General features: G+C 73.1%; 21 protein-coding genes and 8 pseudogenes. 13 read left to right on the top strand and 16 right to left on the bottom strand.

The genetic code is table 11. The annotated features are described in order from the left end of the window. The first annotated feature begins 240 nt into the window (after positions 1–240). Complete coding sequence (locus ABD358_RS20005; RefSeq protein ID WP_344632451.1) at positions 241–1,647, top strand: FAD-dependent oxidoreductase; 1,407 nt, start codon at positions 241–243, stop codon at positions 1,645–1,647. Positions 1,648–1,741: 94 nt separating this feature from the next. On the opposite strand, the gene ABD358_RS20000 is transcribed toward ABD358_RS20005, so the two are convergent. Next, positions 1,742–3,412 carry a carboxylesterase/lipase family protein gene (locus ABD358_RS20000; RefSeq protein WP_344632450.1) on the bottom strand — a complete coding sequence of 557 codons (1,671 nt, stop codon included), beginning with the start codon at positions 3,410–3,412 and terminating at the stop codon, positions 1,742–1,744. A gap of 268 nt (positions 3,413–3,680) precedes the next feature. Here ABD358_RS20000 and ABD358_RS19995 point away from each other — a divergent pair, with 268 nt between their 5' ends. From ABD358_RS19995 to ABD358_RS19985, 3 genes and pseudogenes are all read left to right on the top strand, one after another. Then, positions 3,681–4,154 carry a carboxymuconolactone decarboxylase family protein gene (locus tag ABD358_RS19995; protein ID WP_344632449.1) on the top strand — a complete coding sequence of 158 codons (474 nt, stop codon included), beginning with the start codon at positions 3,681–3,683 and terminating at the stop codon, positions 4,152–4,154. Between the two features lie 125 nt (positions 4,155–4,279). Continuing rightward, positions 4,280–5,203, top strand: a complete 924-nt coding sequence (locus tag ABD358_RS19990; RefSeq protein ID WP_344632448.1) for an RNA polymerase sigma-70 factor — start codon at positions 4,280–4,282, stop codon at positions 5,201–5,203. Between the two features lie 258 nt (positions 5,204–5,461). Continuing rightward, positions 5,462–5,671 (top strand): annotated as a pseudogene (locus ABD358_RS19985) (helix-turn-helix domain-containing protein); the annotation flags it as partial. 24 nt (positions 5,672–5,695) lie between these two features. Here the strand turns inward: ABD358_RS19985 and ABD358_RS19980 are convergent. Together ABD358_RS19980 and ABD358_RS19975 are read right to left on the bottom strand one after the other, a co-directional pair. Beyond that, positions 5,696–6,152 (bottom strand): annotated as a pseudogene (locus ABD358_RS19980) (transposase family protein); the annotation flags it as partial. A gap of 25 nt (positions 6,153–6,177) precedes the next feature. After that, on the bottom strand, positions 6,178–6,843 hold the full coding sequence (locus ABD358_RS19975) for a DUF7919 family protein (protein ID WP_344632447.1): 666 nt from the start codon (positions 6,841–6,843) through the stop codon (positions 6,178–6,180). 217 nt (positions 6,844–7,060) lie between these two features. Here ABD358_RS19975 and ABD358_RS19970 point away from each other — a divergent pair, with 217 nt between their 5' ends. After that, positions 7,061–7,222 carry a hypothetical protein gene (locus ABD358_RS19970; protein WP_344632446.1) on the top strand — a complete coding sequence of 54 codons (162 nt, stop codon included), beginning with the start codon at positions 7,061–7,063 and terminating at the stop codon, positions 7,220–7,222. Between the two features lie 108 nt (positions 7,223–7,330). Beyond that, a complete protein-coding gene (locus ABD358_RS19965) occupies positions 7,331–7,549 on the top strand; it encodes a hypothetical protein (protein WP_344632445.1) in 219 nt (72 codons plus the stop codon). A 96-nt stretch (positions 7,550–7,645) separates the two neighbouring features. Here the strand turns inward: ABD358_RS19965 and ABD358_RS19960 are convergent, their stop codons facing one another. The 4 genes from ABD358_RS19960 to ABD358_RS19945 form a co-directional block, all read right to left on the bottom strand. Further along, the gene (locus ABD358_RS19960; RefSeq protein WP_344632444.1) at positions 7,646–8,884 is read right to left on the bottom strand and encodes a glycosyltransferase; all 1,239 of its coding nucleotides are present in this window, start codon (positions 8,882–8,884) and stop codon (positions 7,646–7,648) included. 302 nt (positions 8,885–9,186) lie between these two features. Beyond that, on the bottom strand, positions 9,187–9,894 hold the full coding sequence (locus ABD358_RS19955; RefSeq protein WP_344632443.1) for a B3/B4 domain-containing protein: 708 nt from the start codon (positions 9,892–9,894) through the stop codon (positions 9,187–9,189). A 57-nt stretch (positions 9,895–9,951) separates the two neighbouring features. After that, on the bottom strand, positions 9,952–10,599 hold the full coding sequence (locus ABD358_RS19950; protein ID WP_344632442.1) for an FMN-binding negative transcriptional regulator: 648 nt from the start codon (positions 10,597–10,599) through the stop codon (positions 9,952–9,954). A gap of 73 nt (positions 10,600–10,672) precedes the next feature. Then, positions 10,673–11,509 (bottom strand): EamA family transporter, encoded by an 837-nt coding sequence (locus ABD358_RS19945; RefSeq protein ID WP_344632441.1) that lies wholly within the window; start codon positions 11,507–11,509, stop codon positions 10,673–10,675. Between the two features lie 118 nt (positions 11,510–11,627). Here ABD358_RS19945 and ABD358_RS19940 point away from each other — a divergent pair, with 118 nt between their 5' ends. Continuing rightward, entirely contained in the window at positions 11,628–12,212 is a 585-nt protein-coding gene (locus ABD358_RS19940; RefSeq protein WP_344632440.1) for a helix-turn-helix domain-containing protein, read from the top strand. A 757-nt stretch (positions 12,213–12,969) separates the two neighbouring features. After that, positions 12,970–13,188 (top strand): annotated as a pseudogene (locus ABD358_RS19935) (response regulator transcription factor); the annotation flags it as partial. A gap of 76 nt (positions 13,189–13,264) precedes the next feature. Here ABD358_RS19935 and ABD358_RS19930 read toward each other — a convergent pair. Next, a complete protein-coding gene (locus ABD358_RS19930; protein WP_344632439.1) occupies positions 13,265–14,107 on the bottom strand; it encodes a LysR family transcriptional regulator in 843 nt (280 codons plus the stop codon). Between the two features lie 72 nt (positions 14,108–14,179). On the opposite strand from ABD358_RS19930, the gene ABD358_RS19925 reads away from it, so the two are divergent. Next, positions 14,180–15,490: an MFS transporter gene (locus tag ABD358_RS19925; RefSeq protein WP_344632438.1), complete on the top strand. Its 1,311-nt coding sequence runs from the start codon at positions 14,180–14,182 to the stop codon at positions 15,488–15,490. Positions 15,491–15,995: 505 nt separating this feature from the next. On the opposite strand, the gene ABD358_RS19920 is transcribed toward ABD358_RS19925, so the two are convergent. The 3 genes from ABD358_RS19920 to ABD358_RS19910 all read right to left on the bottom strand — a co-directional run bounded on the left by ABD358_RS19920 (position 15,996) and on the right by ABD358_RS19910 (position 18,006). Next, entirely contained in the window at positions 15,996–16,712 is a 717-nt protein-coding gene (locus ABD358_RS19920; RefSeq protein ID WP_344632437.1) for a hypothetical protein, read from the bottom strand. Positions 16,713–16,860: 148 nt separating this feature from the next. Continuing rightward, positions 16,861–17,481: a LysE family translocator gene (locus ABD358_RS19915; RefSeq protein WP_344632436.1), complete on the bottom strand. Its 621-nt coding sequence runs from the start codon at positions 17,479–17,481 to the stop codon at positions 16,861–16,863. 66 nt (positions 17,482–17,547) lie between these two features. Next, positions 17,548–18,006, bottom strand: coding sequence for a hypothetical protein (locus tag ABD358_RS19910; protein ID WP_344632435.1), 459 nt, complete (start codon positions 18,004–18,006; stop codon positions 17,548–17,550). 355 nt (positions 18,007–18,361) lie between these two features. On the opposite strand from ABD358_RS19910, the gene ABD358_RS19905 reads away from it, so the two are divergent. Then, positions 18,362–19,777 carry an amino acid permease gene (locus tag ABD358_RS19905; protein WP_344632434.1) on the top strand — a complete coding sequence of 472 codons (1,416 nt, stop codon included), beginning with the start codon at positions 18,362–18,364 and terminating at the stop codon, positions 19,775–19,777. A gap of 134 nt (positions 19,778–19,911) precedes the next feature. Here ABD358_RS19905 and ABD358_RS19900 read toward each other — a convergent pair whose 3' ends face one another. Together ABD358_RS19900 and ABD358_RS19895 are read right to left on the bottom strand one after the other, a co-directional pair. Continuing rightward, on the bottom strand, positions 19,912–20,550 hold the full coding sequence (locus ABD358_RS19900) for a hypothetical protein (RefSeq protein ID WP_344632433.1): 639 nt from the start codon (positions 20,548–20,550) through the stop codon (positions 19,912–19,914). 45 nt (positions 20,551–20,595) lie between these two features. Beyond that, a pseudogene (locus ABD358_RS19895) lies at positions 20,596–20,871 on the bottom strand (MmyB family transcriptional regulator); the annotation flags it as partial. On the opposite strand from ABD358_RS19895, the pseudogene ABD358_RS19890 reads away from it, so the two are divergent. Beyond that, positions 20,860–21,097 (top strand): annotated as a pseudogene (locus ABD358_RS19890) (zinc-binding dehydrogenase); the annotation flags it as partial. The pseudogenes ABD358_RS19895 and ABD358_RS19890 overlap by 12 nt on opposite strands. Positions 21,098–22,402: 1,305 nt before the next feature. On the opposite strand, the gene ABD358_RS19885 reads toward ABD358_RS19890, so the two are convergent. Next, positions 22,403–22,873, bottom strand: a complete 471-nt coding sequence (locus ABD358_RS19885; protein ID WP_344632432.1) for a nuclear transport factor 2 family protein — start codon at positions 22,871–22,873, stop codon at positions 22,403–22,405. A 161-nt stretch (positions 22,874–23,034) separates the two neighbouring features. Here ABD358_RS19885 and ABD358_RS19880 point away from each other — a divergent pair, with 161 nt between their 5' ends. Continuing rightward, positions 23,035–23,478, top strand: a complete 444-nt coding sequence (locus ABD358_RS19880; protein ID WP_344632431.1) for an Rrf2 family transcriptional regulator — start codon at positions 23,035–23,037, stop codon at positions 23,476–23,478. A gap of 347 nt (positions 23,479–23,825) precedes the next feature. Here the strand turns inward: ABD358_RS19880 and ABD358_RS19875 are convergent. Together ABD358_RS19875 and ABD358_RS19870 are read right to left on the bottom strand one after the other, a co-directional pair. Then, positions 23,826–24,158, bottom strand: a pseudogene (locus ABD358_RS19875) (monooxygenase); the annotation flags it as partial. Between the two features lie 55 nt (positions 24,159–24,213). Beyond that, a pseudogene (locus ABD358_RS19870) lies at positions 24,214–24,531 on the bottom strand (DUF4158 domain-containing protein); the annotation flags it as partial. Between the two features lie 133 nt (positions 24,532–24,664). Between ABD358_RS19870 and ABD358_RS19865 the strand changes: the two are divergent. Further along, a pseudogene (locus ABD358_RS19865) lies at positions 24,665–24,937 on the top strand (IMP dehydrogenase); the annotation flags it as partial. Positions 24,938–25,058 lie beyond the last annotated feature (121 nt).

Raw genomic sequence — 25,058 nt, 5'->3', positions numbered from 1 at the left:
GTTCGCGGCGTCCGGGGCGTGGGCGAACTCGCCGGAAGAGGGACGGATGCTCATGGTTCCCCCTCGGGGAACCGGTCGGACGAGTGGTGCGCGGGGGTTCTCGATGCGCTGGTCCGACGCCCGGGGAAGGGAGAGGGGTGCGCGGGACCGGCCGCGCCGTCGGCGGCCCGCGGACGGTCGAGGCGTCACGGTGCGGGCATACGGGGGCAGAGGCCGGCACGGTGGAAAGGAGCACACGCCATGGCGACCGCACAGCGCATGGTGGTCATCGGGGCGAACGCGGCGGGCATGTCGGCCGCCTCGCGGGCGCGCCGACTCAAGGGGCCCGGGGAACTGGAGATCGTCGCTCTCGAACGGGGCGGCCACTCCTCCTACTCCGCGTGCGGCATCCCGTACTGGGTCGGCGGCGACGTGGCCGACGCCGGCGACCTGATCGCGCGGACCCCCCGGGAGCACCGCGAGCGGGACATCGACCTGCGGCTGTACACCGAGGTCACCGAGCTGGACCCGGACGGCGGACGGGTCCGCGTCCGCGAACGCGGCGGAACCTCCGAAAAATGGCTGGGATACGACCACCTGGTCATCGCCACCGGCGCCCGCCCGCTGCGCCCCCCGCTGCCGGGCATCGATGCGCCGGGCGTGCACGGCGTGCAGAGCCTGGACGACGGCCGTGCGCTGCTGGACGCCCTGGAGGCCGCCGAGGCGGCGGACACGGCGGACGGTCCGCGCCGCGCGGTCGTCGTCGGCGCCGGCTACATCGGAGTGGAGATGGCCGAGGCGCTGACCCGCCGCGGGTACCGGGTGACGGTGCTGGACAGGGCCGAGCAGCCGATGACCACGCTCGACCCCGACATGGGCCGGCTGGTCCGCGAGGCGATGCGCGGCATGGGCATCGACGTGATCACCGGCGCCACCGTCACCGCCGTCCGCACCGGTGAGGACGGCCGGGCGCGGGCGGTCGCCACCGAGGACGCCGAGTACGAGGCCGACATCGTGGTCCTCGGACTCGGGGTACGGCCCGAGACCGGACTCGCGGGCGAGGCGGGACTGCCGCTGGGGGAGTCCGGGGGCCTGCTGACGGACCTGGCGATGCGGGTGCGGGGGCGGGAGAACGTCTGGGCGGGCGGCGACTGCGTCGAGGTCCTCGACCTCGTCTCGGGCCGTACCCGGCATGTGGCGCTGGGCACGCACGCGAACAAGCACGGCCAGGTCATCGGCACGAACATCGGCGGCGGCTACGCCACTTTCCCGGGGGTCGTGGGCACGGCGGTCAGCAAGGTCTGCGATCTCGAGATCGCCCGGACCGGCCTGCTGGAGAACGAGGCCGAGGCGATCGGACTGCGGTTCGTGACCGCGACGGTCGAGTCGACCAGCCGCGCCGGCTACTACCCGGGCGCCGCACCGATGCGCGTGAAGATGCTCGCCGAGCGCCGCACCGGCCGCCTGCTGGGCGTGCAGATCGTCGGACGCGAGGGAGCGGGCAAGCGGGTGGACACGGCCGCGGTCGCACTGTCCGCGGGGATGACCGTCGAGCGGATGACGACCCTGGACCTGGGGTACGCGCCGCCGTTCTCGCCGCTGTGGGACCCGGTCCTGGTGGCGGCGCGGAAGGCGTCCGCCGAGGTGCGCCGGACCGGCCCGCACTGACGGCGCCGGCCGGTCCGGATGCTTCCTCCCCCCGTGGTGCCGCCGAACGGGCGATCCGGCGGGCGGGAGCAACCCGCCCGCCGGGAGCGGCGGCTCACGGAGTCCCGCACCCGCAGTCGGCAAAGGCGCCGAGGCTCTCCCAGAAGCCGAGGTTGTGCGTGCGGTGGTAGTCGACGGGCCCGATGCGGTCCGGCGCCAGCGACTGCGTGTACGGCGGGGAGCCGGCGGCCGGACGGTGGGGACGCCAGGGGGGCAGGCCGGTGCCGCGGGGCCGGCCGGTGCGGGCGAAGGCCGCCCAGTAGTCGGTCATCGTGGCCGACAGACGCCGCTGCGCGGGGGTGAACAGCGGCTCGGCCGCCTCGTCCTCGAACAGGTAGGGGATGTCGCCGGCGTGGTACGCGCCGAAGTCGAAGCGGCCCGGCAGCGGCAGGTACATGGGGGCGTCGCGGTCGGCGAACTCGTAGGCGTACACGGGGACGTGCCGCGCCAGCACGGTGTGCTGGGCATGTGTGCCGAGCGCCCACATCCGGTCGGTGACGACGGTCGCCCAGGCGAGCGCGGGGGAGGGGAAGCCGGCCGGCGGGTACTCGGCCCGCACGGCCGCCGCGTCGTCGCCGAACGCGGTGCGCAGGGCCCGGTCGTAGTCGGCCTCGGTGAAGGGCTTGCCCACCGCGTCGTACAGCATGCCGACGAAGAGGCGGTGCTCGTCGAGCGTCGCGCCGGACAGCACGGGGACGCGGTGGAAGCGACCCGCGCTCAGCGCCGCGGGGGGCAGTTCGGGGAGAGTGCTGTTGCCGTACCTGAACACCTGGAAGGCGTTCATGATGTGCGGCACCCGCAGGATCGTCTTGACGGGAAGGCCGCGCAGACAGGCGAGGGTGCGCGCGGAGTCGTCGTGCCGGCAGCCCAGGGACGAGGTCATCTCGGCGGTGATGGCCTCCATCTCGCGCCCGGTCCGCCACACGTACCAGGGATATCCGGGCACGTCCGGCCCCATGGCGCCCGCGGGCATGTCCATCACGGCCTCACTGCTCGCCATGATCGCCCGATGGAACAGGCCCCTGGAACCGGGGGAGGTCAGATGCCCGGCGATGGCCGACGCGCCGAACGACACCCCGGCCACGGTGACGTTCCCCGGGTCGCCGCCGAACGCCGCGGCGTTGCGCCGCACCCACTCCAGGGCCGCCCGCTGGTCCTGGAGGGCGAAGGTGCCCGATCCCTCCAGCCCCGGGAGCGCGAGACCGCCGAAGACGCCGAGGCGGTAGTTGACCGTGACGACGACCAGGCCGCGCTCGGCCAGGCGACGCCCGTCGAACAGGGAGCCGCCGCCCACCGCTCCGTCGCCGTGGAACCACACGAGCACGGGTGCCGCCCGCCGCGCGGCCGAGGCCGGCGGCGTCGTGACGTTCAGAACCAGGCAGTCCTCGTTCGTGCTGGAGATCCGCGCGTACTGCGAGGGCACCTGCGGGCACAGCGGACCCGGCCGGGTGGCGTCCCTGACTCCCCGCCACGGGCGGACCGGCCGGGGCGGCGCCCAGCGGTGCCGGCCGGTGGGAGGGCCGGCGTAGGGGATGCCGAGGAAGATCCGGTGCGCGCCCGAGCGGACGCCGCGGACCGTACCCGTGTCGGTGCGGACCGTCACTCCGCCGGCGGCGGTGCCGTTCCGGGCGTCGTCGGTCGCGGGGACGGCGGTGGTGAGGGTGGTGATCGCCAGAGCGGTGGCCGCCATGGCGGCCACCCGGCGCATGGCTCTGCGCTTCGTCATGGCCGATGCCTTCCTCCCGGCCGCCGGCGCCCCGCCCGGCAGGGGCCGCAGGTGACCCGACCGGACGCGGGCCCGGACGCGGATCGGCCGCCGGCGTGCGGCATCCCGCCCCCACCGCCCCGGTGGCCGCGGTGGGAGAGAGGAACCGTCTCGCGGCCGATGTGAGCCGGCGGCGGGGAGACGCAGGTCACATCCGTTCGCGTCACAGGGGAACGGGCTGCCTCGTCTCGGGGGTGTGACCACCGAGACGAGCACGGAGGAGCATCCCGTGGACGCGAGACTGAACTACTTCGCCGACCCGATCGGCGGAAAGGTCCTCAAGAACCTCATGGCAGCGGGCAGGACGTTCAAGGAGTCGTCGCTGCCGACCGCCACCCAGGAGCTGGTGGCGCTGCGCGTGAGCCAGATCAACGGCTGCGCCGTCTGCGTCGACATGCACACCAAGGAGGCCGCCGCGGCCGGGGAGACCCCGGTGCGGCTCAACCTGGTCGCGGCGTGGCGGGAGGCCACGGTCTTCACCGAGGCCGAGCGCGCCGCGCTGGCGCTGGCCGAGGAAGGCACCCGGGTCGCCGACGGGGCGGGCGGGGTCGGCGACGAGGTGTGGGCGTACGCCGCCGAGCACTACGACGAGGAGCAGCTCACCGCCCTGGTGATCCTGGTCTCCTTCATGAACGCGGTGAACCGGCTGAACGTCATCGCCCGGCAGCCGGCCGGAGACTACAAGGCCGGGCAGTTCCACTGAGCGGCATGAGCGGCGGGCCCGGGGGCGGGGCGGTGCCCCGTCCCGCCCCCGGACCGGACGGTCACCGGAGGACGCCCGCGCCGGCGAATACGGCGGGGGAAGGCAGCAGGGGAAGAGGAGTCGGCGTGAGCAAGGCGGAGGAGTTCGAGGAACTGCGGCCCCTGCTGTTCTCGATCGCCTACCGGATCCTGGGCAGCGTGGGGGAGGCCGAGGACGCGGTGCAGGAGACATGGCTGCGCTTCGACGGCTCGACCACCCGGCCCGCGTCGACCAAGGCCTTCCTGTCGGCCGCGGTGACGCGGATCTCGATCGACGTGCTGCGCTCCGCACGGGTGCGGCGGGAGCAGTACGTGGGCCCGTGGCTCCCCGAGCCGCTGCTGAGCGACCCGTACCAGGATCCGGCACGGGCGGCGGAGCTGGCCGACTCGGTGTCGATGGCGGCGCTGCTGCTCCTGGAGCGGCTCAGCCCGCCGGAGCGGGCGGTGTTCGTACTGCGGGAGGTGTTCGCCTTCGGGTTCGGCGAGATCGCCGCGGCGGTGGGGCGGTCTGAGGCGGCGTGCCGGCAACTGCTGGTGCGGGCGCGGCGGCACATGGAGGCCGGACGGCCGAGGTTCGAAGCGGACCGGCAGGAGCGGCAGGAGCTGGCGGAGCGGTTCTTCGACGCCCTCCGCGAGGGGGACGTCGACGCCCTGCGGGAACTGCTCGCCGCCGACGCGTCGGTGGTCGGGGACGGTGGCGGCAGGACCCCGCAGCTGGCCAGGGCCGTCTTCGGCGCCGACAAGGTGGCCCGGCTCCTGGCGTCCTTCTTCCTCCGGACGGCCGGGGTCGGTGTGACGTTCGAGCCGCACGAGATCAACGGCCAGCCGGGCGCGATCTTCCGCGACCGGGACGGCAGGGTCCTCCACATCCTCGCTCTCGACGTGCTCGACGGGCGGATCCGGACCATCCGCTCGGTCATCAACCCCGACAAGCTCGGCCACCTCGGCCCGGTCGCCGACGCCTGGGCCATCGACCGCGAGGTGAGGCGGGCCCGCCGGCGGTCGGACTGATCCGGAGGAACGGCCCGCCCACCGGCACCCCGCGGCGGGGGCGGGCCGCCCGTCCACACCATGCGCGGACCCTCGGCGCCGAGAGTCCGCGCCGCGGGGTGCCGCGGTCCCGCCCCCGCCGGTGCCGAGCCGCACCCACCGGCGAGGTGGCCCTCGCGACGCCGGTCCGGTACGGCTGCGCAGCCCATCGCCCGGCAATCGCCGGTGTGACCTGCCCCTCAAGGTTTCTCACAAGGTTCGCCAGAGGAAGAGGAACACACGGTCGCCGACCGGATCCGCGCCCTCAGGCTCCGCATGATCCGTCAGGACCTCTCCGACCCCGCGTCGGCCGCCCGTCCCGTCTATCAGGTCGCCGCCCACTGGGGCATGACGGATCCGGCCCACGCGAGCAAGGTGTTCCGTGCCGCCTTCGGGTTCACGCCCTCCGAACACCGTCGCCGGGCACTCGAAGGCCACGCAGTGCACTGAGTCTTTTCAGCGTTGCCGTTCCAGGGTGAGTTCGCCGTTGGGCGGGCGGCGTTCGGCGGTGGTGACCCGGTCTCCGGCTCCGGTGTAGGCCATGTCGGCGAGGACCGGGACTCCTTGGCGTTCACGGATTCGGATGATCTTGTGGGTGCGGGCCGGGGGCACCGCCCGGCCGGAGGCCGGGGGAGGTCAGGTCGTGGGTTTGGCCCGGCAGTGCCGGCGACAGCCAGAGGATCTCTCCGGCGGGATCGGTGGCGACCTGCATGTTCACGCCGTGCCGCTGGTGCTTGGAGGAGTAGTCGGCCCGTCCGTCGCCGATCCGGTCGCGCTCGGCGGGGGTGTCGTCCACCAGGGCGTGGTCGGGGTCGGTCTCCCGCAGTGTTTTCAGCGGTCCCGGCGCTGTGTCCGCCAGGTGCCGGACGGCGGTGGTGACGTGGGCGTGGGCGGTGCCGGCCGACAGCCTCAGCCCCTCCGCCGCCTGCGAACCTCACCCTGAAACGATCAGTAAATCAGCGAGGAAACCTTTCAAGCATGCGGCCATACTCATCATCTATGTGATTCTTGATCTCGGAAGAGAAATTACGGTAAATGTGCGAGTCAATCGCACCTCGTCTAGCCCATAGAGCCGCAAGGGCCATGCCAACCTCGTACTCTGCAACCAAGAGAAGTTCCCCATCCGCAAGAGCTTGCTCCACCGATTCGTCCACACGCGGATCATCCCAGAAAGTTACATCCAGGAGGGCGTCCACCTTCCATCCAAAATCATCGTTTTCATCAACTAGGATCTTTCGAAGGGCCTCTGCCCTCGAGTCCCACAGAAGAGGGGTGGAGCGATTCACGGCTTCAACGAACTGCACGGGCGGAGCATATCCATGGTCTTCGATATAGTGAACGATCATGGTGGGGGCAGAGTAAACCTTTCCATCCGCGGAGTAGATATGCAATTCACCATTGCCTTGCATGGGTTCGCCTGAGCTGCAGAATTCGCACTCGTGGACGCCCGGGGAAACACTTCTAGGCTTTTTCAGCTCAACCTTGAGAGCGTCAAGAACCTCTGCGGACACCCCTCCTTCTTCGGCAGGGATCCCCAATTCAAGTCCAAGCCATCCAATATTCAACATGGAAATCGGATAGTTGCCGTAAGAGTATTCCGAAAGATCAACGTATTCAGTCACTTCCAAACCCCGGTCTCCGGCGTGTCGCCCGGTGAATATTACCCATATTCGGCTGCAGGGGCTCACTCAAAAGCGTGAGAGAATCAAATGCTGTCGACTCGTCTCGATACTTCACGGGAAGTCCAGTATGGGAGTTTGTGCCTAGCGGGATGAGGGTGCAGTTGGGGATACTGTCTCCAGGGCCGAATGTTTCAACTGGTTCACTGAGAAAACCTCTGTGAGCCTCTACACCAAGTACAACAAGTGGAACGGCAGTTCCTGGGTCAACGACGGCAAGTACCACAAGATCTCCGCGACGGGGAACGGCTCCAACGTGGCCGACGTCCGCATCTTCCTGTGCGAGGTCGGCTACCCCAGCACCTGCGTGCTCATCAAGTAGCCGGTTCGAGTGGTCGGCTGCCTCCGGCGGACGACTGGCGCCGGACGCCACGGGGCTTGGGGCCTGCCCGTGGCGTCCGGCTTCCGCACGGGGGAATACCGCGTCACCGTGTCCCCGGCCGAGACCGCCTGCCGCGATGACCACGGCACGCCGGTCCGGAAGTGGTCGGTCTTCCGGAGGCGCCGGCAGACGGCCGGCCACTTCGTCCTGCTCAGCCGGGCCCCCAGCGTCATGTGCCTCGACGTCCTGCCCAAGCCGGGCGTGCGCGAGGCCGGCGACGTCGACCGGCCGAGAGCCGCCCCGGACCGGCACGCGCCTCGCGTGTGACGCGCGGAAGCGCCCGGCGTCGGCGCGGGAGTGTCCCGCGTGTTTCCGCCGCGGCGGAAACACGCGGGGGCCCCGGCTCGGCGATCCGGTACGGGTTCAGGCGGGCACGGGCGGCCTCTCCCGGCCGGCCGTGTCGAGCAGCAGCCTCGCGGCCACCGCCGCCCCGTCGGCGCGGACCGCGCCGGCCACGGCCCTCGCCCGGGCACGGGTCCCGGGGAGCAGGGCGGTTTCGAGGGCGGCAGACAGGGACTCGAAGGTCGGAACCGGGCCGTCGTGCGCCGCGCCGATGCCCAGCTCGGCCACCCGCCCCGCCCAGTACGGCTGGTCCGCCGCCTGGGGGACCACCACCTGGGGTGCGCCGGCCCGGGCGGCCGTCGTCGTGGTGCCCGCGCCGCCGTGGTGCACGACGGCGGCCACCCGGCCGAACAGCGCCTGCTGGTTGACCTCACCGACGGCGAAGCAGTCGTCCCGGCCGTCGATCGGGGCCAGGTCGGCCCAGCCGCGGGCCACGATCACGCGGCGGCCCTGTGCGCGGACCGCCTCGACGGCCACCCGGGCGGCGTCCGTCGCGGCGCGCAGGGGCATGCTGCCGAAGCCCACGTACACCGGAGGCGCTCCGGCGTCCAGGAACGCCGTCAGCTCGTCCGGCAGGGGGCGCTCGTCGGGCCGGATCCACGCGCCGGTCTGGACGACGCCGAGGTCCGGCATCCCCTGCCACGGGTCCAGGACCGGGTCCGTCGCCAGCCACGGCCGGTCGCCGATGACGTAGGCGCGGACGTCGTCCACCGGAGGCAGGCCGGCCGCCGCCCGGTTGGTGTTGAGGGCCTCGCCGAACAGCGCGTGGATGCTCCGGGCGTCCAGGTCCCACAGCACCCGGTTGTCGGTCTCTCCCGGCGGGAACGGCCGTCCCGGGTACGCCAGCGGCGGGCGGTGCGGCGACGGCAGGGTGATCTGCTGGAAGGTCACGGATACGGAGGGGATGCCCAGCTTCTCGGCCACCGACAGCGCACCAGCCGCGGCCGGCATCATGCCGGTCGCCACCAGCACGTCGCACCCCTCGGCCGCCGCGGTCACCGCGTCGAACTGGGCGGCGATCAGTTCCGCCGAGCGCTGGGGCAGGGACGCCGGCCGCGGCGGCGCCCCGGTCGTCAGCGCCCGCGCCGGCCGGCCGACCGGCACCGGCGACGCGCCGGCACCGGCCAGCAGCTCCGCGAACTCCTCGTCCGGCGGCGCGCACACCCGTACCTCCGCGCCGAGCTCCCGCAACCGCACCGCGAGTCCCGCCAGCGGTTCGACGTCCCCGCGCGACCCGTAAGTCGACAAAACCACGCGCATTAAGAGAATCCCCCATTTCAGCAAGTTCTGGCTTGCCGGGCGATTCTCCGGCACGGATCGGGGCTTGTGGCAAGCCCCCCTGTGCGCTATACGTTGAGAGTGGCAGGGAACGCGTGAGTTCCCTGCCTTTGTTTTTCGGTCTCCGCTTTTTCGCTCTTGGCTTTCGCCGCCCACCCCGGGCGGGCGGCCCTCCCGCCGGAGCCGTGCGAGCGGCGGCGCGCCGCGCACGTCCGGTCCGCGGGCTCCTGGGCCCGCGATCCGGACGGCCGGCTCGTTCGAGCCGGTGGAGGGATGCGGAGGCCTCAGACGGAGGCCCGGGGGTGTTCCGGGCCGAGGTAGTGCACGCCGGTCCGTTCGGCGTGCGGGGCGAGCAGGCCCCGCAGTTCCTCCGCCGCCGCCCTGAGGAGGGGGCCGTCGTGGGCGGCCCGGAGGGTTTCGAGGACGAAGGCGACGCGGGTGGAGTCCTCGGTGACACGGGTGCGGTGGGCGTCGCGGTGGTTCCAGTGGCGGGTCAGGACGCCGGCGGCGTCCGCGTAGACGACCTCGCCGGGCCTGGGGTTCTCGGTGGTGCCGGGTTCGCCGAGCGGGGTGAAGGTCTCGGTGCCGTCCGCGTGGCGGATGTCGACGTCGCCGGTGACGCGGTCCAGGTCGAAGGCTCCGGCGGGCAGGCCGTGGCGGACGGAGACGGCGTTGTAGGAGTCGACGGCCGGGTTGATGCGCGGCAGGGCGCCCTTCTTGGCGAGGCGGCGGCCGAGCGCGTCGACGCTGGGGCGGACGCGCCGGGGATTGGTGCCGAAGGAGCGGTAGGCGGCATGCCAGGCCCCGATGCGCGGGTCGGTCTCGTCGGCGGGCTGCCAGGTGCCGTCGGCGAGCCGCTGCTCCAGGTCCTCCAGCGCGGCGGCGGTGCCGGGCCAGTCCTCGTGGCCGCGCAGGCCGGTGGCGGTGACGAGGGCGATGAGCGTGCCGGGGAAGGCGTCCGCGACGGCGGGGGCGATGCGGAAGGCGGTCATGGGCGGGATTCCGTTTCCTGCGTGGGCGGGTGCGGGGGCGGGGCGCGTGCGGGCGGGTCAGGGCTTCCAGGGGCCGATGCGGTCCAGGCGCTGCCGCTGCCGGCGTGCGGCGGACGCGTCGAGACCCTGGCCGCGTGCGGTGAGACGGTCGGCGACGGCGGCGCGGTGCTCGACGGGCTTGTGGTCGTCGTACTTGAACTTGGCGACCACGCCGGCGACTTCCAGGCGCAGGCCGCGGATGCCGGACAGCATCCGGCCGTAGGGGGGCCGGCCGACGACAACGAGGGCATGATCGCCCGCGGGCTGGAAGTGGGCGAGTTGACGGCGCAGGAGTTCGGCCTTGGCCTCGGGATCGTCGACGACGTGGGCACGGCAGGTGAACCGCACCGCCGCGTAGTAGCTGGTGGGCACGCCGTCGGTGGGCGGGGTGCCGGCCGGGGCGCGCCAGGGGCCGGGGACGAAGGCGTGGTCGCCGATGACGGTGAGGACGACGTTCGGGTCGTGCTCGATCGCCCCCCACACCGGGTTGGGCCGGGCGAGGTGGATCAGGAGGTCGCGGTCGTCGCGGGCGAAGTGGGTGGGGACGACGGTGGGCGGGTGGCCGGGCAGGCCGTTGACGCAGAGCTGCCCGAAGTCGTGGCCTTCGGCGATCCAGGCCTGCCATTCGGCGTCGTCCAGAGCGGCGTCCCAGGGGTGGACCAGCATGCTGCTCTCCTTGCTCCGGTGGTTGGTCCGGCGGGTGTTCCGACGGGTCGTTCCGGTGGGGTCGGGCTGCGGTTCAGGCGAGGGCGAGGAGACTGACGGCGACGGCGGCGGTGCCCAGGCCGACGAGCTGCCCGCGGTGGACGCGTTCGGCGAGCACGCCGCGGGCGAGCAGGACCGTGCCGGCCGGGTAGAGGGCGGTGATCACGGCGACGACGGCGAGGTCCCCGCTGCGGACGGCGAGCAGGAACAGCAGGTTCGCCACCGAGTCCAGCACGCCCGCGGTGGCCGACACCGCGTACGCGGGCCGCTCCGGTCCCAGTCTGCGGTGCATCAGCCCGGCCGCGGCCAGGGTGACGGCCGAGGAGACCGCCCGGCCCACGATCAGCGGGGCCACCCCGCTGTCGGACGGCGCCTGGTGGAGGAAGACGAGCTGGAGGGCGATGGCGGCGCCCGCGCCGAAGGCCGACAGCAGGGCGGTACGGGAGGGGCGCGCCGACCCGGCGCCGTGCCCGGCGCTGACCAGTACCACCGCCACCAGCGCGAGCGGCAGGCCCAGCAGCCCGGCCGGACCCAGGTGCTCGCCCTGCACCAGCCCCACCCCCACCGGCAGTACGGCGGACACCAGGGCGGTCACGGGCGACAGCACGTTCATCGGACCGATCGCCAGGGTGCGGTAGAGCAGGGCGAACGCGGCGGCCGAGGCGACTCCGGAGGCGGCACCCCAGCCCAGGGCCCCGGCGCCGAACGAGGCACCGAGCAGCGGCCACAGCAGCAGCTCGACCGCGAGGCTGGCCGGAGCCGCGACCATCACGGTCCGCAGGACGTGGGCCTGCCGGGCGCCGAGGCCGCCGAGGAAGTCGGCGCACCCGTAGGCGAGTGAGCTGCCCAGGGCCAGCAGCAGAGCGATCACGGCACGATCCCTTAGCATTCAGTGGAACGACCAAACCGTACAACAGAACGACCGGACGCCGTCAATCAAACGACCGGACGGTGCATTCGAATGATCCTTCTGTGAGGATGGTGATCAGGTGGCCGAGACAGCCGCGGCCCTGCGGACGGTCGCGCACAACGTCCGGGCGGCCCGCACCCGCGCGGGCCTGTCCCTGGAGGAACTCAGCCGGCGCGCCCAAGTCAGCAAGGGTGCCCTGGTGGGACTGGAGAAAGCCCAGGGCAACCCCAACCTGGCCACCCTGGTCCGGTTGGCCGACACCCTCGGCATCTCGGTGTCCGCCCTGATGCAGGGGCCGCCCGAGGGCCGCGTCCGCGTCGTGGCCGCCGACGCCGTCGCCCCGCTGTGGACGGGAGAACGGGGCAGCGAGGCCCGGCTCATGCTGACGACCTCGGGACCGGCCCCCGTCGAGGTCTGGCGCTGGCGGCTGGAGCCGGGCGAGGAGTACCCCAGCCACCCCCACCAGGCCGGGGTCGTGGAGACCGTCAGCGTCACCTCCGGCCGGATGACCCTGGTCGTCGACGGTGCCGAGCACACCGTCGAAGCCGGCCAGACCGCCACCTTCGACGGCGACACCTCCCACACCTACCGCGGTGCGGGCACCGGGACCTGCCACCTGATCATGACCGTCCACCTGCCGCCGGGCCCCGCCTCCGCGGGCTGACCCGCGCGGCGACCGCGGAACGACCGGGCGGGGGCCCCGGCGGCGGGCGGCCCGGGCGGATTGAAGTCGGCCGGGATCGCGGCACGGCAGCGGCAGAGGGCGGCGCCGCCCGGCGCGCGGTCCCGTCGCCGCGCGGTACGCTCCGCGCTCCCCACGCCGCGGGCGCGGAGCGTGCCGGAAGGCGGCCGGCCGGCAGCGGCGTACGTCCGCCAGCACGGCCTCGGTGCCGCGCACCACGGCCTCGCCGGACATCACGGCGGCCGGACGCCGCTTCCCCCGGCACCCGGCCTCGGCGGGAATCCGGCCCGCCGCCCACGCCGCGTCCGGCTACCGCGGACGCGGCAGGAACCGCGGAGGTACCGCGGACGCGGTGGCCGCCCGATCGTCCACGAGCGGGATCCGCCCGCGTCGGCGTCCGGCTGGGGTGCGCATGGGCGAAGGACGGTTCGGCGTTCGTGCCGGTGCCGGGGACTGGGCGATCGCCGTCGGCGTGGCGGCGGCGCTGCTGGTCACCGGGCTGTCCGGGCAGCGCTCCGCCGAGGGCCCCGATCTGCTCGGCTGCGCGCCGCTGGCGTCCGGCGGCCCGGCGCTGGCAGCCGGACGGCGGGCTCCGGTTCCCCTTCTGGCCGTCACCGGGCTGTGCGCGGTGGGCAACGGGCGGCCGGGTCCGGCGTGCCTGCCGTCGCGTACCCGTTCGCGGTCCACACGGCCGTACGGGCGGGGCACCGCGCCGTCGCGGTGGCGGAGGCCGCCCCCCGCCGGCGCCGTCGCGGGGCTGGAGGAGCTGACCGGCCGCGAGCGCGAGGCCGTCGCCCCGGTCGCACGGGGCCTGTCCGACGACGAGATCGCGGCCCGGACGGTGATCAGCCCGCTGACCGCGAAGACCCACGTCAACCGGGCCGTGACCAAACTCCGTGCCCGTGACCGGGCCCAGCCCGTGGTCTTCGCCCACGAGTCCGGCCTGGTGACCCCGCGACCCCTGACCTCCGGGCTTCGTGCGCAGGCCCGCCCGCGTCGGCCCGCCCCGGCGCACTCCGGTCCGGCCGCGGCACTCACACCGTGCGCCGCAGCGCGGTCTCGACGGCGTCGACCAGCGGATCGCCCTCGGACCGCGGGTGCCGTGCGAGGCCGAGCTCGACGTCCGGCAGGGCGGGGAGGGCGTCCGCGGCCTGGCAGGCCATGGCCGGTTCGAGGTTCGCGGGCATGAGCGCCGCGACGCCGAGCCCGGCCCGCAGCGCGGCGAGCACACCGGCCAGGCTGTTGCTTTCGAAGACCACCCGCCAGGGCCGGTCGGCGCGTTCCAGGGTTTCCAGCACCGACGTACGCCAGGAGCACGTGTTGGAGAACAGCACCACCGGCAGCGGATCGGCCGCCACGTCCACGCCCTGGCCGACCGCCCAGACCAGCGGGCGGCGTACGGTCCAGCGCGGCGGTCCGGGCACGGCCGGCACCTCGTTGAGCACGAGGTGGACACGGCCCGCGTCGTAGGCCTCCCGCATCGCGGCGTCGGGCAGGCTGAGCACCTCCAGGACCGCGCCGGGGTGCAGCCGGGCCAGGTCGGCGAGGACCTGCGGAAGCCGGGACGCGGCGAGGTCTTCGAGCAGCCCGACACCGCAGCGGCCGGTGAGCGTGCGCCCGGTCTCGGCGAGTGCCTGCGCGGAGAGCGAGAGGATGCGCTCGGCGTACGGCAGGAGTTCCTCGCCCGCCCGGGTCGGCGAGACACCGGATGCTGACCGGTGGAGCAGTGGACGGCCGACGGCCCTCTCCAGCCTGCGCACCTGCTGGCTGAGAGCGGGCTGGGTATGTCCGAGCGCGGTCGCGGCACGGCTGATGCTGCCCGCCCGCACGATGGCGACGAAGGACCGCAGCAAGGCGATTTCGAGATCCCCGGCCATAAGGATTCATTATGTCGGCGACAGCGGATTGGCCACTACCTATGGCCCGGCGGACGATCCAGCATCATGTGAGTGACCGGATACCGACAGGTGCTCGCCGTCCCGGGGATGCCATCGCTGCTGGGCGTCTCCTTTCTCGCCCGTACCGCGATCACGGCCGACGTGATGGCACTGATGACGTATGCCGTGCTGGGCCTGGACATGAACTACGCGGCGGCCGGCGGTGTCGCGGCGGCTCTCACCGCCGGGTCGGCACTGGGCGGACCGCTGCTCGGCAGCGTGATCGACCGACGGGGCCTGCGCCCGGCGCTGCTGGTGACCGTCGTGGCGCAGGCCGTGTTCTGGCTGAGCGTGCCGATCCTGCGGTACGGGGCCCTGGTGGGCGCCGCCTTCGCGGCGGGTCTGCTGATGGTGCCGGCCCAGCCGGTGACCAGGCAGGCGATCGCCGCGATGACGACGTCGGAACAGCGCCGGGCCGCGTTCGCGCTGGAGTCGGTGCAGGGCGAGCTGTCGTACATGACGGGTCCGGCGATCGTGATCCTGTGCGCCGCGACGGCGTCCCCCGATGTGGTGGTGTGGGGGGTCGGCGCCGCGATCGTGGCCGGTGGAACCGGGATCGCCCTGCTCGACCCGCCGCTGCGTGCCGGGGACGAGGCGGACGCCGGTGCGGCCGGACGGCCCCCGCGCCGGGAGTGGCTGGGTGTGGGCATGATCGCCGTGCTGACGATGGCGTTCGGCACCACGACGCTGCTCGGCGGTGTCGATCTCGCCATCGTCGCCACCCTCGAAGAGGCGGGCCAGGTGTCCTGGGCCGCCTTGGTCGTGGTCGCGCTCGGCGTGGCCTCCGTCGTCGGCGGGCTGGTGTACGGCTCCCTGTCCCGGCCGCTGCCCACATGGCTGCTGCTCGGCTCGCTCGGGATCGTGACGATTCCCGCCGGGCTCGCCCACGACTGGCCCTGGTTGTGCGTGGCCGTTGTCGGCACCGGGTTCCTCGCCGCGCCGACCCTTTCCGCGGTGGCCGACGCGGTGAGCCGACTGGCGCCGGCCGGCGTGCGGGGCGAGGCGACAGGTCTGCAGTCCTCGGCGCAGAGCGCGGGATTCGCGCTCGGATCCCCGCTCGCCGGGGTGGCGATCGACGCCTCCGTACCGGCGGGCGGCTTCGCGGTCGCCGGGTTGGCCGGCCTCGCCGCCGCGCTGACCGGATGCCTGCTGTCCCGCCGCATGGAAGTGGGCGGGGCTGTACCGACGCCGACCCGAGCAGGCCGTCGAGGACGGCCGGTTCGACGAGGCGGAAGGCGAGACCGCCCACGGGAGCGAGTACGGCGCACAACCAGTGGCGGGGCGCCCGGGCGCGCGCCGGACCGGCTGTCAGGGGAGCGGTGAGCAGCGCACCGACGGCCAGGAAGACGGTCGCCTCTCCCCAGTGGCGGAGTTCCAGGCCCAGCCGGAGCCCTTCTCCCGGCGCCACCGTCGCGATGACGGCCCCGGCCACCGCCCGGACGTCCCCCGTCCGCGCCGTACCGTCCGTCCGGCCCATCCCAGCAGCGGCCCTCCGGCCGGCCCCGCCGCCACCCACACGGCGGCGGTCCCGAGCCCCCGGCGCCGAAGGTGTTCCCGAGCGCGGATGCCGCGTAGCAGCCGCCGCAGGTGGCGAGCATCATCAGAGCCCCGCTCCGGACGGCGAGCGGCCGGGAGGGGATCAGCGCGCCGGCCGCGGCGGCCCAGACGATCCAGGTGGACGACGAGTTGGCCGCCCGCTCCAGCAGGGGTGTCGTGCCGTGCGGGCTGTACGTCGCCCAGCCGAGCAGCAGTCCGGAGGCCGCGGTCGCGGCACGGCTGGGGGAAGGGCCACGGCGGCTTCGCCGGTGTGGCGTACGGCGGGCCGGACTCACCCCGTGCCCTGGGCCCACTTCCGGCGGACCCAGTCCGGGGGCAGGCAGCGGCAGCGCCCGTCCGTCCACCGCTGGAGCAGGCGGTCGAGCTCGTCGACGTCCAGGCCCTCGCAAAGCTTCAGGTCGACCACCATCGGCGTGCCGAAGAGGTGGGCGTTCGCCAGCATCGCGCGATCGGTGTCCGGGGCGGGCTCCTGCGCGTCGGCCCGTGCCAGGGCGCGGTCGCTCGGCTGCGAGGGCCGCGGATGCCGCAGCGGGCCGCCGTCCGGCGGGGCCGGATGCCGGCCGTCCGCGGCGACGCAGAAGATCGGGGTCGAGCCCAGTCCCGGGCGGAACTCGGCGCCGGTCACCTCGGACCAGGGCACCGACATCCGGAACCCGCCGCCCCGCCACGACGGGTCGTACTCGACGCCCCAGGCGCTCAGCCGCATGGCGTTCCGGGGCCCGTGCTGAAGCACTCGCCAGGCGAGCAGGTCGGTGATGCCGTCGACCAGCCACCACGCACCCCAGCAGATCAGCACCGCTCCGGATGCCGCCAGCAGCCCCCCGGCCACGGTCCGCAGCGGGCCTTCGCCGTCGGCGCGCAACAGGACCACCAGGCTGACGACCGCGACGACCAGGGGCGTCAGACCACGGAGCGTCTTGCGCACGCCCGGCATGGGGGACTTGCGGCGGTGAACCAGCGTCACGGCGTCCGCGTCCGATGCGGCCATCCCCACCTCCACGCGCGGCCCGACGCCATTCTGATGGCGACACGGGCGCGGACGACATCCCTCCGGAAAACCGGCCGGCGGCCGTGCCGTCCCCGCCCCCGGGCGCGCGGCCCGCCGGACGTGCCGGGGTGATCGGCGGAGCCGGCGCTCAGGGCTGTGCCGCGGCGACCTTCAGACCGAACCCGATCAGGACGACGCCGGTGACGCGGTCCATGGCCCGGCGCACGGCGGGCCTCTGGAAGAAGGCGCGGGCCCTGGCCAGCAGCATCACGTAGCCGCCGAGCCACACGGCGGTCAGCGCCGCGTGGACGAGGACCAGCAGTGCCATGCCGGTGTGGGGGGAGAGCCCGGACGGGGCCAGTGTCGGCAGCAGGCCGGTGTAGAAGACGGCGATCTTGGGGTTGAGCACGTTGCCGACCAGGCCGGTCCGCCAGGGATTGCCGGCAGGGGCGTCGGGGAGGGCGCCCACGTCCTGGGCCCCGCCTCGCCGGCTGTGGACCAGTGCCTGGACGCCGAGGAGGATCAGGTAGACGGCCCCCGCCAGCTTGACCGCGGTGTACGCGGCGGCGGAGGCGGCCAGGAGCGCGGCGAGGCCCGCGACGGTGAGAACGCCCCAGACGAGCAGCCCCCCGGTGATGCCGCCGACCGTCCGCAGCCCGTCCTGCCACCCGGAGGAGACCGCCCGCTTCGTCACGATGGCCATGTCCGGCCCGGGCACCATGGTCAGCACGGCGAGCACGCCGATCGCGGTGAGGGACTGTATGAGCATGTCCTGCAGTCTCACATCCCGTGGTGCGGGACGGCGCCGGGAGGGCGGGCGAACGGCGGAGCCGCGTCACGTCCTGCGGCGGAGGACGGCGGAGGTGAGGGCGCAGGCGAGGGCGAGCAGCAGCAGGACGGCGACGGACGGGTTGACGTAGTCGGGGATGACGACGGAGTAGTCGCGGCCGTCCGACGCCTCGCACACGAGCCGCAGCGGAACGAAGTCGCCTCTGCGGCCCATCAGGGACGGCGTCCCTTCGGGGCGTTCCCGTTCGCACGCGCGGGCCTGCTCCTGGTCCTCGAGGAACAGGACGTGGAGGCACCCCCACAGGTAGAGGGCGAGTGCCGCGGCGGACGCCGCCAGGGACGCGTCCCGCCACACGGCGGGCGGGGTGTACTGCCGGAGGGCCCGGCGCGTGAACCGTGAGCAGAGGTACGCGCCGAGCCCCAGTACAGCCGTCGTGCCGGCGGTCAGGACGGGAAGCAGCACTGCGAAGTCGTGCCCCTGCCAGGGGCCGGATGTCGTGGTCATGACCTGCCGGGGACGCGAACGGTACGGGCATGCCCCTCGAAGATGTCACGGACCGGCGTCCCGTGGCCATGTACCGGACACGGTCCGGCCACCGATCCCCGGCGGCCCCCCTCCGCCCCGTGCCGCGTTCCCCTGCCCCTCAGCGAACCGCCGGGCCCGCCCGCCGTCCGGCGGCCCGCCCCCCGGCGCCGGTGGACGATTCACGGTTCCGGTCCTGCGGCAGCTCACTTTTTACGGCACCGGACGGGCCGTGCGAGACAAAAACGAGCCATTTGGAGGACTGTGGGGTTATGTCCGACCATGGGCGCGGCCCCGGCGATCCCGGGCATCAGTTCGAAGAGAGGCGCACCACCCCATGCACGTCACCGGAACCGTCCCGCAGTCGGCTCCGGCCCCGCAGGAGATCCCCGCGGCCCCCACCACCGCCCCCGTACCCGCCGAAGACCCCACCGGCAGCCACGGCAGGCACGCCCGCCGCTTCGGGCTGCCCGTGGCCACCGCCCTGGTCATGGGCAACATCATCGGCGGCGGCATCTTCCTGCTCCCGGCCTCCGTCGCCCCCTACGGCACGATCAGCCTGGTCGCCTTCGGCATCCTGACCGTCGGCGCCATCGCCCTCGCCCTGGTCTTCGGCAGACTCGCCGAACGCAACCCGAGCACCGGCGGGCCCTACGTCTACGCCCGCGAGGCCTTCGGCGACTTCGCCGGCTTCCTCGCGGCCTGGGCGTACTGGATCACCACCTGGGTGTCGAACGCGGCGCTCGCCGTCGCCGCCGTCGGTTACCTCGACGTGCTGATCCCGGTCGGCGACCACCGCTGGACCGCGTGCCTGGCCGCGCTCGTCCTGCAGTGGCTGCCGGCGCTCGCCAACTTCGCGGGCACCCGCTACGTGGGCGCCGTCCAGCTCGTCTCCACCGTGCTGAAGTTCGCGCCGCTGCTGCTCGTCGCGGTCGGCGGACTGTTCTTCTTCGACCCGGACAACCTCGGCCCGTTCCAGGCGGGCGGCGGCAGCGCGATCGGAGCGGTGTCCGCCTCCGCCGCCATCCTCCTCTTCTCCTACCTGGGCGTGGAATCCGCCGCCGTCAGCGCGGGCGAGGTCAGGGACGCCCGGCGCAACGTGGGACGCGCCACCGTCATCGGCACCGTCGGCGCGGCGCTCGTCTACCTGCTGGGCACGCTGGCCGTCTTCGGCACGGTCGCCCACGACCGTCTGGTGGAGTCCACCGCGCCCTTCTCCGACGCCGTGAACGCCATGTTCGGCGGCAGCTGGGGCGGCTGGGCCGTCGCGCTCGCCGCGCTGGTGTCGATGACCGGCTGCCTCAACGGGTGGACGCTGCTGAGCGCGCAGACCCCGTACGCCGCGGCGCGGGACGGCCTGTTCCCCGCCGCCTTCGCGCGCAGGCGGCGGGGCGTCCCCACCGTCGGCGTCGGCGTCACCGTCGTCCTCGCCTCGCTGCTCACCGTCTACAACTACACGTCGGGTTCGGCGAAGGTCTTCGAGATCCTGGTCCTGGTCACCACGTTCACCGCGACCGTGCCCTACCTGCTGGCCACCGCCGCGCAGATCTTCCACCTCCTGTCGGGGCGGCGCGAGAAGGTCGACCGGGCGCGCCTGGTACGGGACGCCGCGGTCGCGGCCGTCGCGGCGGCCTTCTCCCTCTGGCTGGTCGCGGGCGCCGGGTACACGGCGGTGTACCAGGGCGTGCTGTTCCTGTTCGCGGGGGTCGTCGTCTACGCGGTGATGGCCGCCCGGCGGCAGCGGACGGCCTGACCGGCGGCCGCACCACCGCCCGGCCGCTCCGGCGGTGACGGCACCGTGCCGTCACCGCCGGAGGCGGCCTTCTTCCTGCGCCGAGCCGGCTCTTCCGGACGGGGGCCGGCCGGGGGTCCGCCCGGTGTGACCGGTCACACCGGGCGGCGTCGCGGACCGGCGGCGGCCGGGTCCGACTCCAGCACGTCGCGGAGGTCCGGGACGGCGGCCGCGGCCTCGTACGCCGCCCGCTTCGCCTCCCACGGAACCGGGCCGGAGACGGCCAGGACCCGGCGCGCCCGGCGCAGGAGCGGGTCGCGCCCCGGCGCCCCGGGGCGGAGCCGCTCCACCAGGCCGGGAACGTCCCTGCCCAGCACGCCGTGGAAGGCGTCCCCGGCGTGGAAGCCGTCCAGGAACCAGTACCGCAGCGAGTCGACCACCCCCACCGGCTCCCCGACGGCCTCCAGCCGCGGCCGGTACGCCTCCCAGAGCCTCTCGCGGGTCTCGTCGTACGCGTCGACGAACACGGCGAACTCCCCGGTCAGCGACGGTTCGCCGAACAGGTCCATCAGGCCCAGGACCACACGGATGGCCCCGGCGTCGCCGAGCTCGGGCGTCTCCATCGCGATGCCCGCCCAAGCCTGCGCGAAGACGCGCTGGTCCGGCCGCCGGCCGAGGACGTCCGGATCGCTCCAGACCCCGTCGGCGTCCTGCCACGCACCCTGCGCGACGAGCCAGCGGCGCGCGCACTCCCTGTCGTCGGGCTCGTCGGGCTCTCCGTCGCCGAGATTCACGCCGTGATCGTACGGGTGCCCGGCCCGGCCCGCGCGAGCGGGCCGTCAGCCGGCCGTGAGGGGCCGCGACGGGGAGCCGATCCCCCGGTCGGCGGCCCAGGACGCGAGCGGGCGCAGCCCCTCCTCGGAGGGCGAGCCGGGTTCGGCGGTGCAGACGGTGAGGGTCAGGCCCGGTTCGGCGGCCATCTCCAGGCCCTCGTAGGCGAGGGTGAGGTCGCCGACCACCGGGTGGTGGAACCGCTTCACGCCGGTGCCGTGGTGGCGGACGTCATGGGCGCCCCAGCGGGTGCGGAAGGCGTCGCTCCGGGTGGACGGCTCGCCGTGCTCGCGGCCGCACAGCTCGGCGCGGAGCGGATCATCGCCATGAGCCGCCATGAGCCGTCACGAACCGCGGCAGAAACTCGCCCTGGAGTACGGGGCGACCGGCATCGTCACCGAGCGCGGCGACGAGGGCGTGGCCCGGATCAGGGAACTCACGGACGGGCTGGGCGCCCACTCGGTGAGTGAGGCGGTCGGCACCCAGGAGTCGATGTGGCAGGCCATCCGGGGTGTGACCCAGATACGCGTCAAAGGGGCAATGAGTTGATCTTGAAGCCCTGACGGGCAGCCTGAGTGCCCCGGAGAGACCACAGCCTCGTACGAGGGTGATGCTCTTGGCCTTTGCTCCCCTGGGTGGGCACAGTCCCGTTAGCGTGCCGCCGACTACGCGATGTGAAGGGCGGGGCCGCGGTGGCGAAGCGGTGGGTCCGGTACGTGATGCCGGTGATGGTCGATGAGGCGGATGACCACGCTGTCCTGGCTGCCGTACAGCCCGGCCCAGCCGCGGTACGTGCGCAGGGCGGGAGCGTCGTCGGTCCACTCGCCGGTGACGGCCGGGCCGCCCTCTTCGAACTGGAGGACCGCGAGGTACCGGGTGGGCTCCGGCCGGTCCGCCGTACGCGGGGCGGGAACGTCCCTGGCCTTCAGGGCGGCGAAGTCGGCGTGCGCGGCCTCGACGGCTTCGGGGTACGCCTCGCGCTTGGCGTGTCCGGCGAGCGCCCGGTGGATGCTGGCGACGGAGGGGTTCTGTCCCTTGCGCTTGCCGGTGGGGGTGATCAGGTCGGGCTGGATCTGCTCGGCGGACTCGCCGCCCGCCCGCGCGGCGGCGGTGCACGGTGTGGAGCATGTCGGCGGTGATGACCGGGGGTCGGCCGCTGTGCTTGCCCTTGCGGGCCGCGGTGTCGAGCCCCTCCAGCGTCGACTCCCGGATGTTCCCCCGTTCGGTCTCCGCCATCGCCGCGAAGAATGCGAACAGCAGCTTGCCGGGGCCGGTGGGGCCGTGGATGCCGGGCAGGGGCCCGGCGAGCATCTCCAGGACCAGGCCGTGGGCGGTGGGGTGGCCCGCAAGGCGTCGAGCCGGGAGTCGTCGTCCTGCCCAGGGGCGGAGCAAGGGGCGCGGGTGGTGCCGTCTCTTACGCCGGCCTCCGCGCCGGTTCTCGTGATCGTCACGGACTCATGGCAGGCCGAGCCCTCCACGGTCCGCGCACGCGTGGAACTCGTCCACGGTCAGCGTCGGATGCGCAGGGCTTGGCGGCATGGGGGAGGACGGTCCGGCCCCGCGTACCTCGGTGATCTTTGGGGTGGGGTCTCGTCGCAGCCGTGTGTCCCGTGGAGGCGGGCCCGGAGAACGTCACTCGATGTGGGTCGTTGCCCTGCCTGCCGGCCAGGGCTGCTGATACTCGATGAGTCGGCCTGCCGTGCCGGGTCGTGTCGGCGGTTGGGTGCGAACAACAACTTTGTTCAGGAAGCAGCGCCGGGTATGCGGCCCGAAGAAGGGAGTGTCTTGTCGCATACTCGGCGCTGACCGGCAGGGTTACGCCGTCGTGGCTGCTGTCCCGGTGGCTTCGACTGCGGACTTGAAGTCAGGGTGGACCCCGATTTGATCAAGCCACACGCTCATCGAGTTGTAGCAATTGAACCTTTCGATCTTTCCGTCACGGAGGTACCAGAGGTCCGCCGCCGGCACGTCGATCCGGTTCCCGGTCGGTGGGATTTCGCCGGCTGGAGTCGGAAACCCTCCGAGATGCGTGCCCTGGATTCGCAACTCGACGGCGACGACATCACCGAACGCATGTACCTCGAGCAGCTCACGGTGTACATCGGGGAACGAGCGGGCGAGGCCCGCGATCACCTGAGGAATCTGCTCTCCGCGGAAACTCTGCGAGGTCGACATGTCGTTGAACGACCCGTCCTCGGTGAACAAGGTCAGGAAACCGTCACCGTCGAGAACGTTCCCTTCCGCGAGCCGGTAAGCCTCGCGAACGGTCTTTTCGTTACTTTCCATTCCTGTTCTCCTTTGAGTTCGCAACACGCTCACGATCCGCGCTTGTCTTTGATTGACCCTTCCCGGCCGTCGTAACGGTAACCGTTACGACGGATTGTCGCAACCTTCACTGTTGCGACTGCACTGTCGTAACATGGAGCGTTGCGACCGGAGGAGGGATCATGAGCGCCAACAGCAGGCTGACCATTGCCGCCCATGCGCTGGCCTGGATCGGTCTCTACCAGCGCCAGGGCCACGAGGTCGCCACCTCCGAGAAGATCGCAGCCAGCGCGAACACCAACCCCGTGGTGATCAGGCGGCTGCTCGGCGAGCTGCGCAGGGCCGGGCTCGTGGAGTCCCGGCGGGGCGCGGGCGCGGGCTGGTCGCTGGCGCGCGAGCTGGGGTCGATCACCCTGCTCGACGTGTACGAGGCAGTGGAACCCGGCCCGCTGTTCGCGATGCACCGCACCACCCCGGACCAGGGATGCGTGGTGGGGCACGGCATCCAGCCGGCAATGCGGGGCATCTACCAGGACATCGAGGAGACCCTGAGACACGAACTGGCCCGCGTCACGCTCGAGAAGGTGCTCAGGGACGTACTCGCGGCGCCTCGCCAGCCTCTCTGATCAGCTGGGCGACCCCGGGTGAACCGTAGGGTTCGGCGTGGGTTCTGCCCACCGGGCGGAGTGACGTGAGCGTGGAGATGGAATCCCGCGCCGAACGCGTTGGATCCGCCGCCGGAACAGACGGCGGGCGCAGGCCGAGCTCACCGCGGACCAGCCCGTGCTCGTCCAGCGGCTCTACGACGACGAGCGGGAGAAGACCGTCCAGCAGATCCCCGGCAGATTCGGCGTGCCCCGTTTCACGGTGCACGGGCACCTCGACAAGCCCAGACCGTCCCCCGCCAGGCCCAGAAGGCTGCGACCGCCCACCCAGCCGGACAGCCGGACAGACCATCAGCTGCCGCACTTCCTCAGGCCCCGGGTTCCTCCGGTGACGTCGGCGGCTCGGCCGGCGTCGGCATGGGCGGCCGGAGGAGGACGGCACGGGCCGCGGAGGGGGCGAACAGGCTGGTGACGGGTGCGCAGAGGCCCAGTACGGAGCGGAAGGCGGTTCCCACCACCGGGTCACCGGGGTAGCGCCGCAGGTACCAGCCGGCGCCGCGGTCCGCCGGCCCGGAGGCCGGGGCACTGCCCACCGCGCCCGGCATCGAGCGGTCCGACCCGGCGGAGATGCCCCATGCCTGCCGGGACGCCGCGAGGAGCGCTTTCCGCACGCGCCGCGTCGTGGGGATCCGGCGCGGCCTCCCTGCGGATCGACGCCTCGGCGATCCGCCGGGCCTCCCCCTGGTCGTACGCCACGCCGACCCGCTTGCGGACCAGGCCCCGGTGGTGCTTGGCGGTCCGCTTCGCCCGGTACACCGGCAGCGTGCCCTCCGGCAGCTCCACCTGCCGCCGCACGAACTCCACCACCTGCTCCGGCACGTCCTCCAGCACCGAAAAGCACCCCATGCGCTGATACGACTTCAGCGTCAGCAACAAGGCCGGCAGATGCTCATCCCCGTCCGTCGCCCCGGCCGCCCACTTCAGCTCGTCACGAGCCGGCGAGAGCAGATGCAGCTCATGCGCGGTGATCAGCCGTTTGAACCGCGGATACGCGGTCCGCTCGATCGAGGTCACAACCCACCCCAGGCCCCAAGACGATGGTCAACATCACCACCGACGACGTTGAGCCGAACGGGTGACGGGCCGGACGCTCACGGCTTCAAGATCAACTCATTGCCCCTTTGACGCGTATCCGGGTCACACCCCCATCCGCTCCGCCCGCCCCGGCGGGCACGTCGGCTACGTCGGCGTCTCCCACGACGTCGCGCTGGACGGCCAGGAGCTGTTCTTCTCCCACGTCCACCTCCACGGCGGACCCGCCCCGGTACGCCAGTACCTGCCGCGGCTGATCGGCCTGGTCTGGAACCGGACCATCGACCCCGGCAAGGTCTTCGACCTCGACCTGCCCCTCGACCGGGCCGCCGAGGCCTACCGGGCCATGGACGAACGCCGCGCCATCAAGGCCCTGCTGCGCGTCTGAACTCCATGAGGCGCCGCCGGGCGGCGCTGCGCGGCGAACACGCCCCGGGCGAGGAACCGGCTCGGCCGCGCCACCGTCCCGCGCCCGCCGCGCCGGCGCCCCGCCGCACGGGGCGGCGGCG

The organism is Streptomyces glaucosporus (assembly GCF_039533345.1).
Taxonomy (GTDB): domain Bacteria; phylum Actinomycetota; class Actinomycetes; order Streptomycetales; family Streptomycetaceae; genus Streptomyces; species Streptomyces glaucosporus.
Note: the sequence above shows the minus strand (reverse complement) of the source record. Positions and strands in the feature narration are given on the sequence as shown.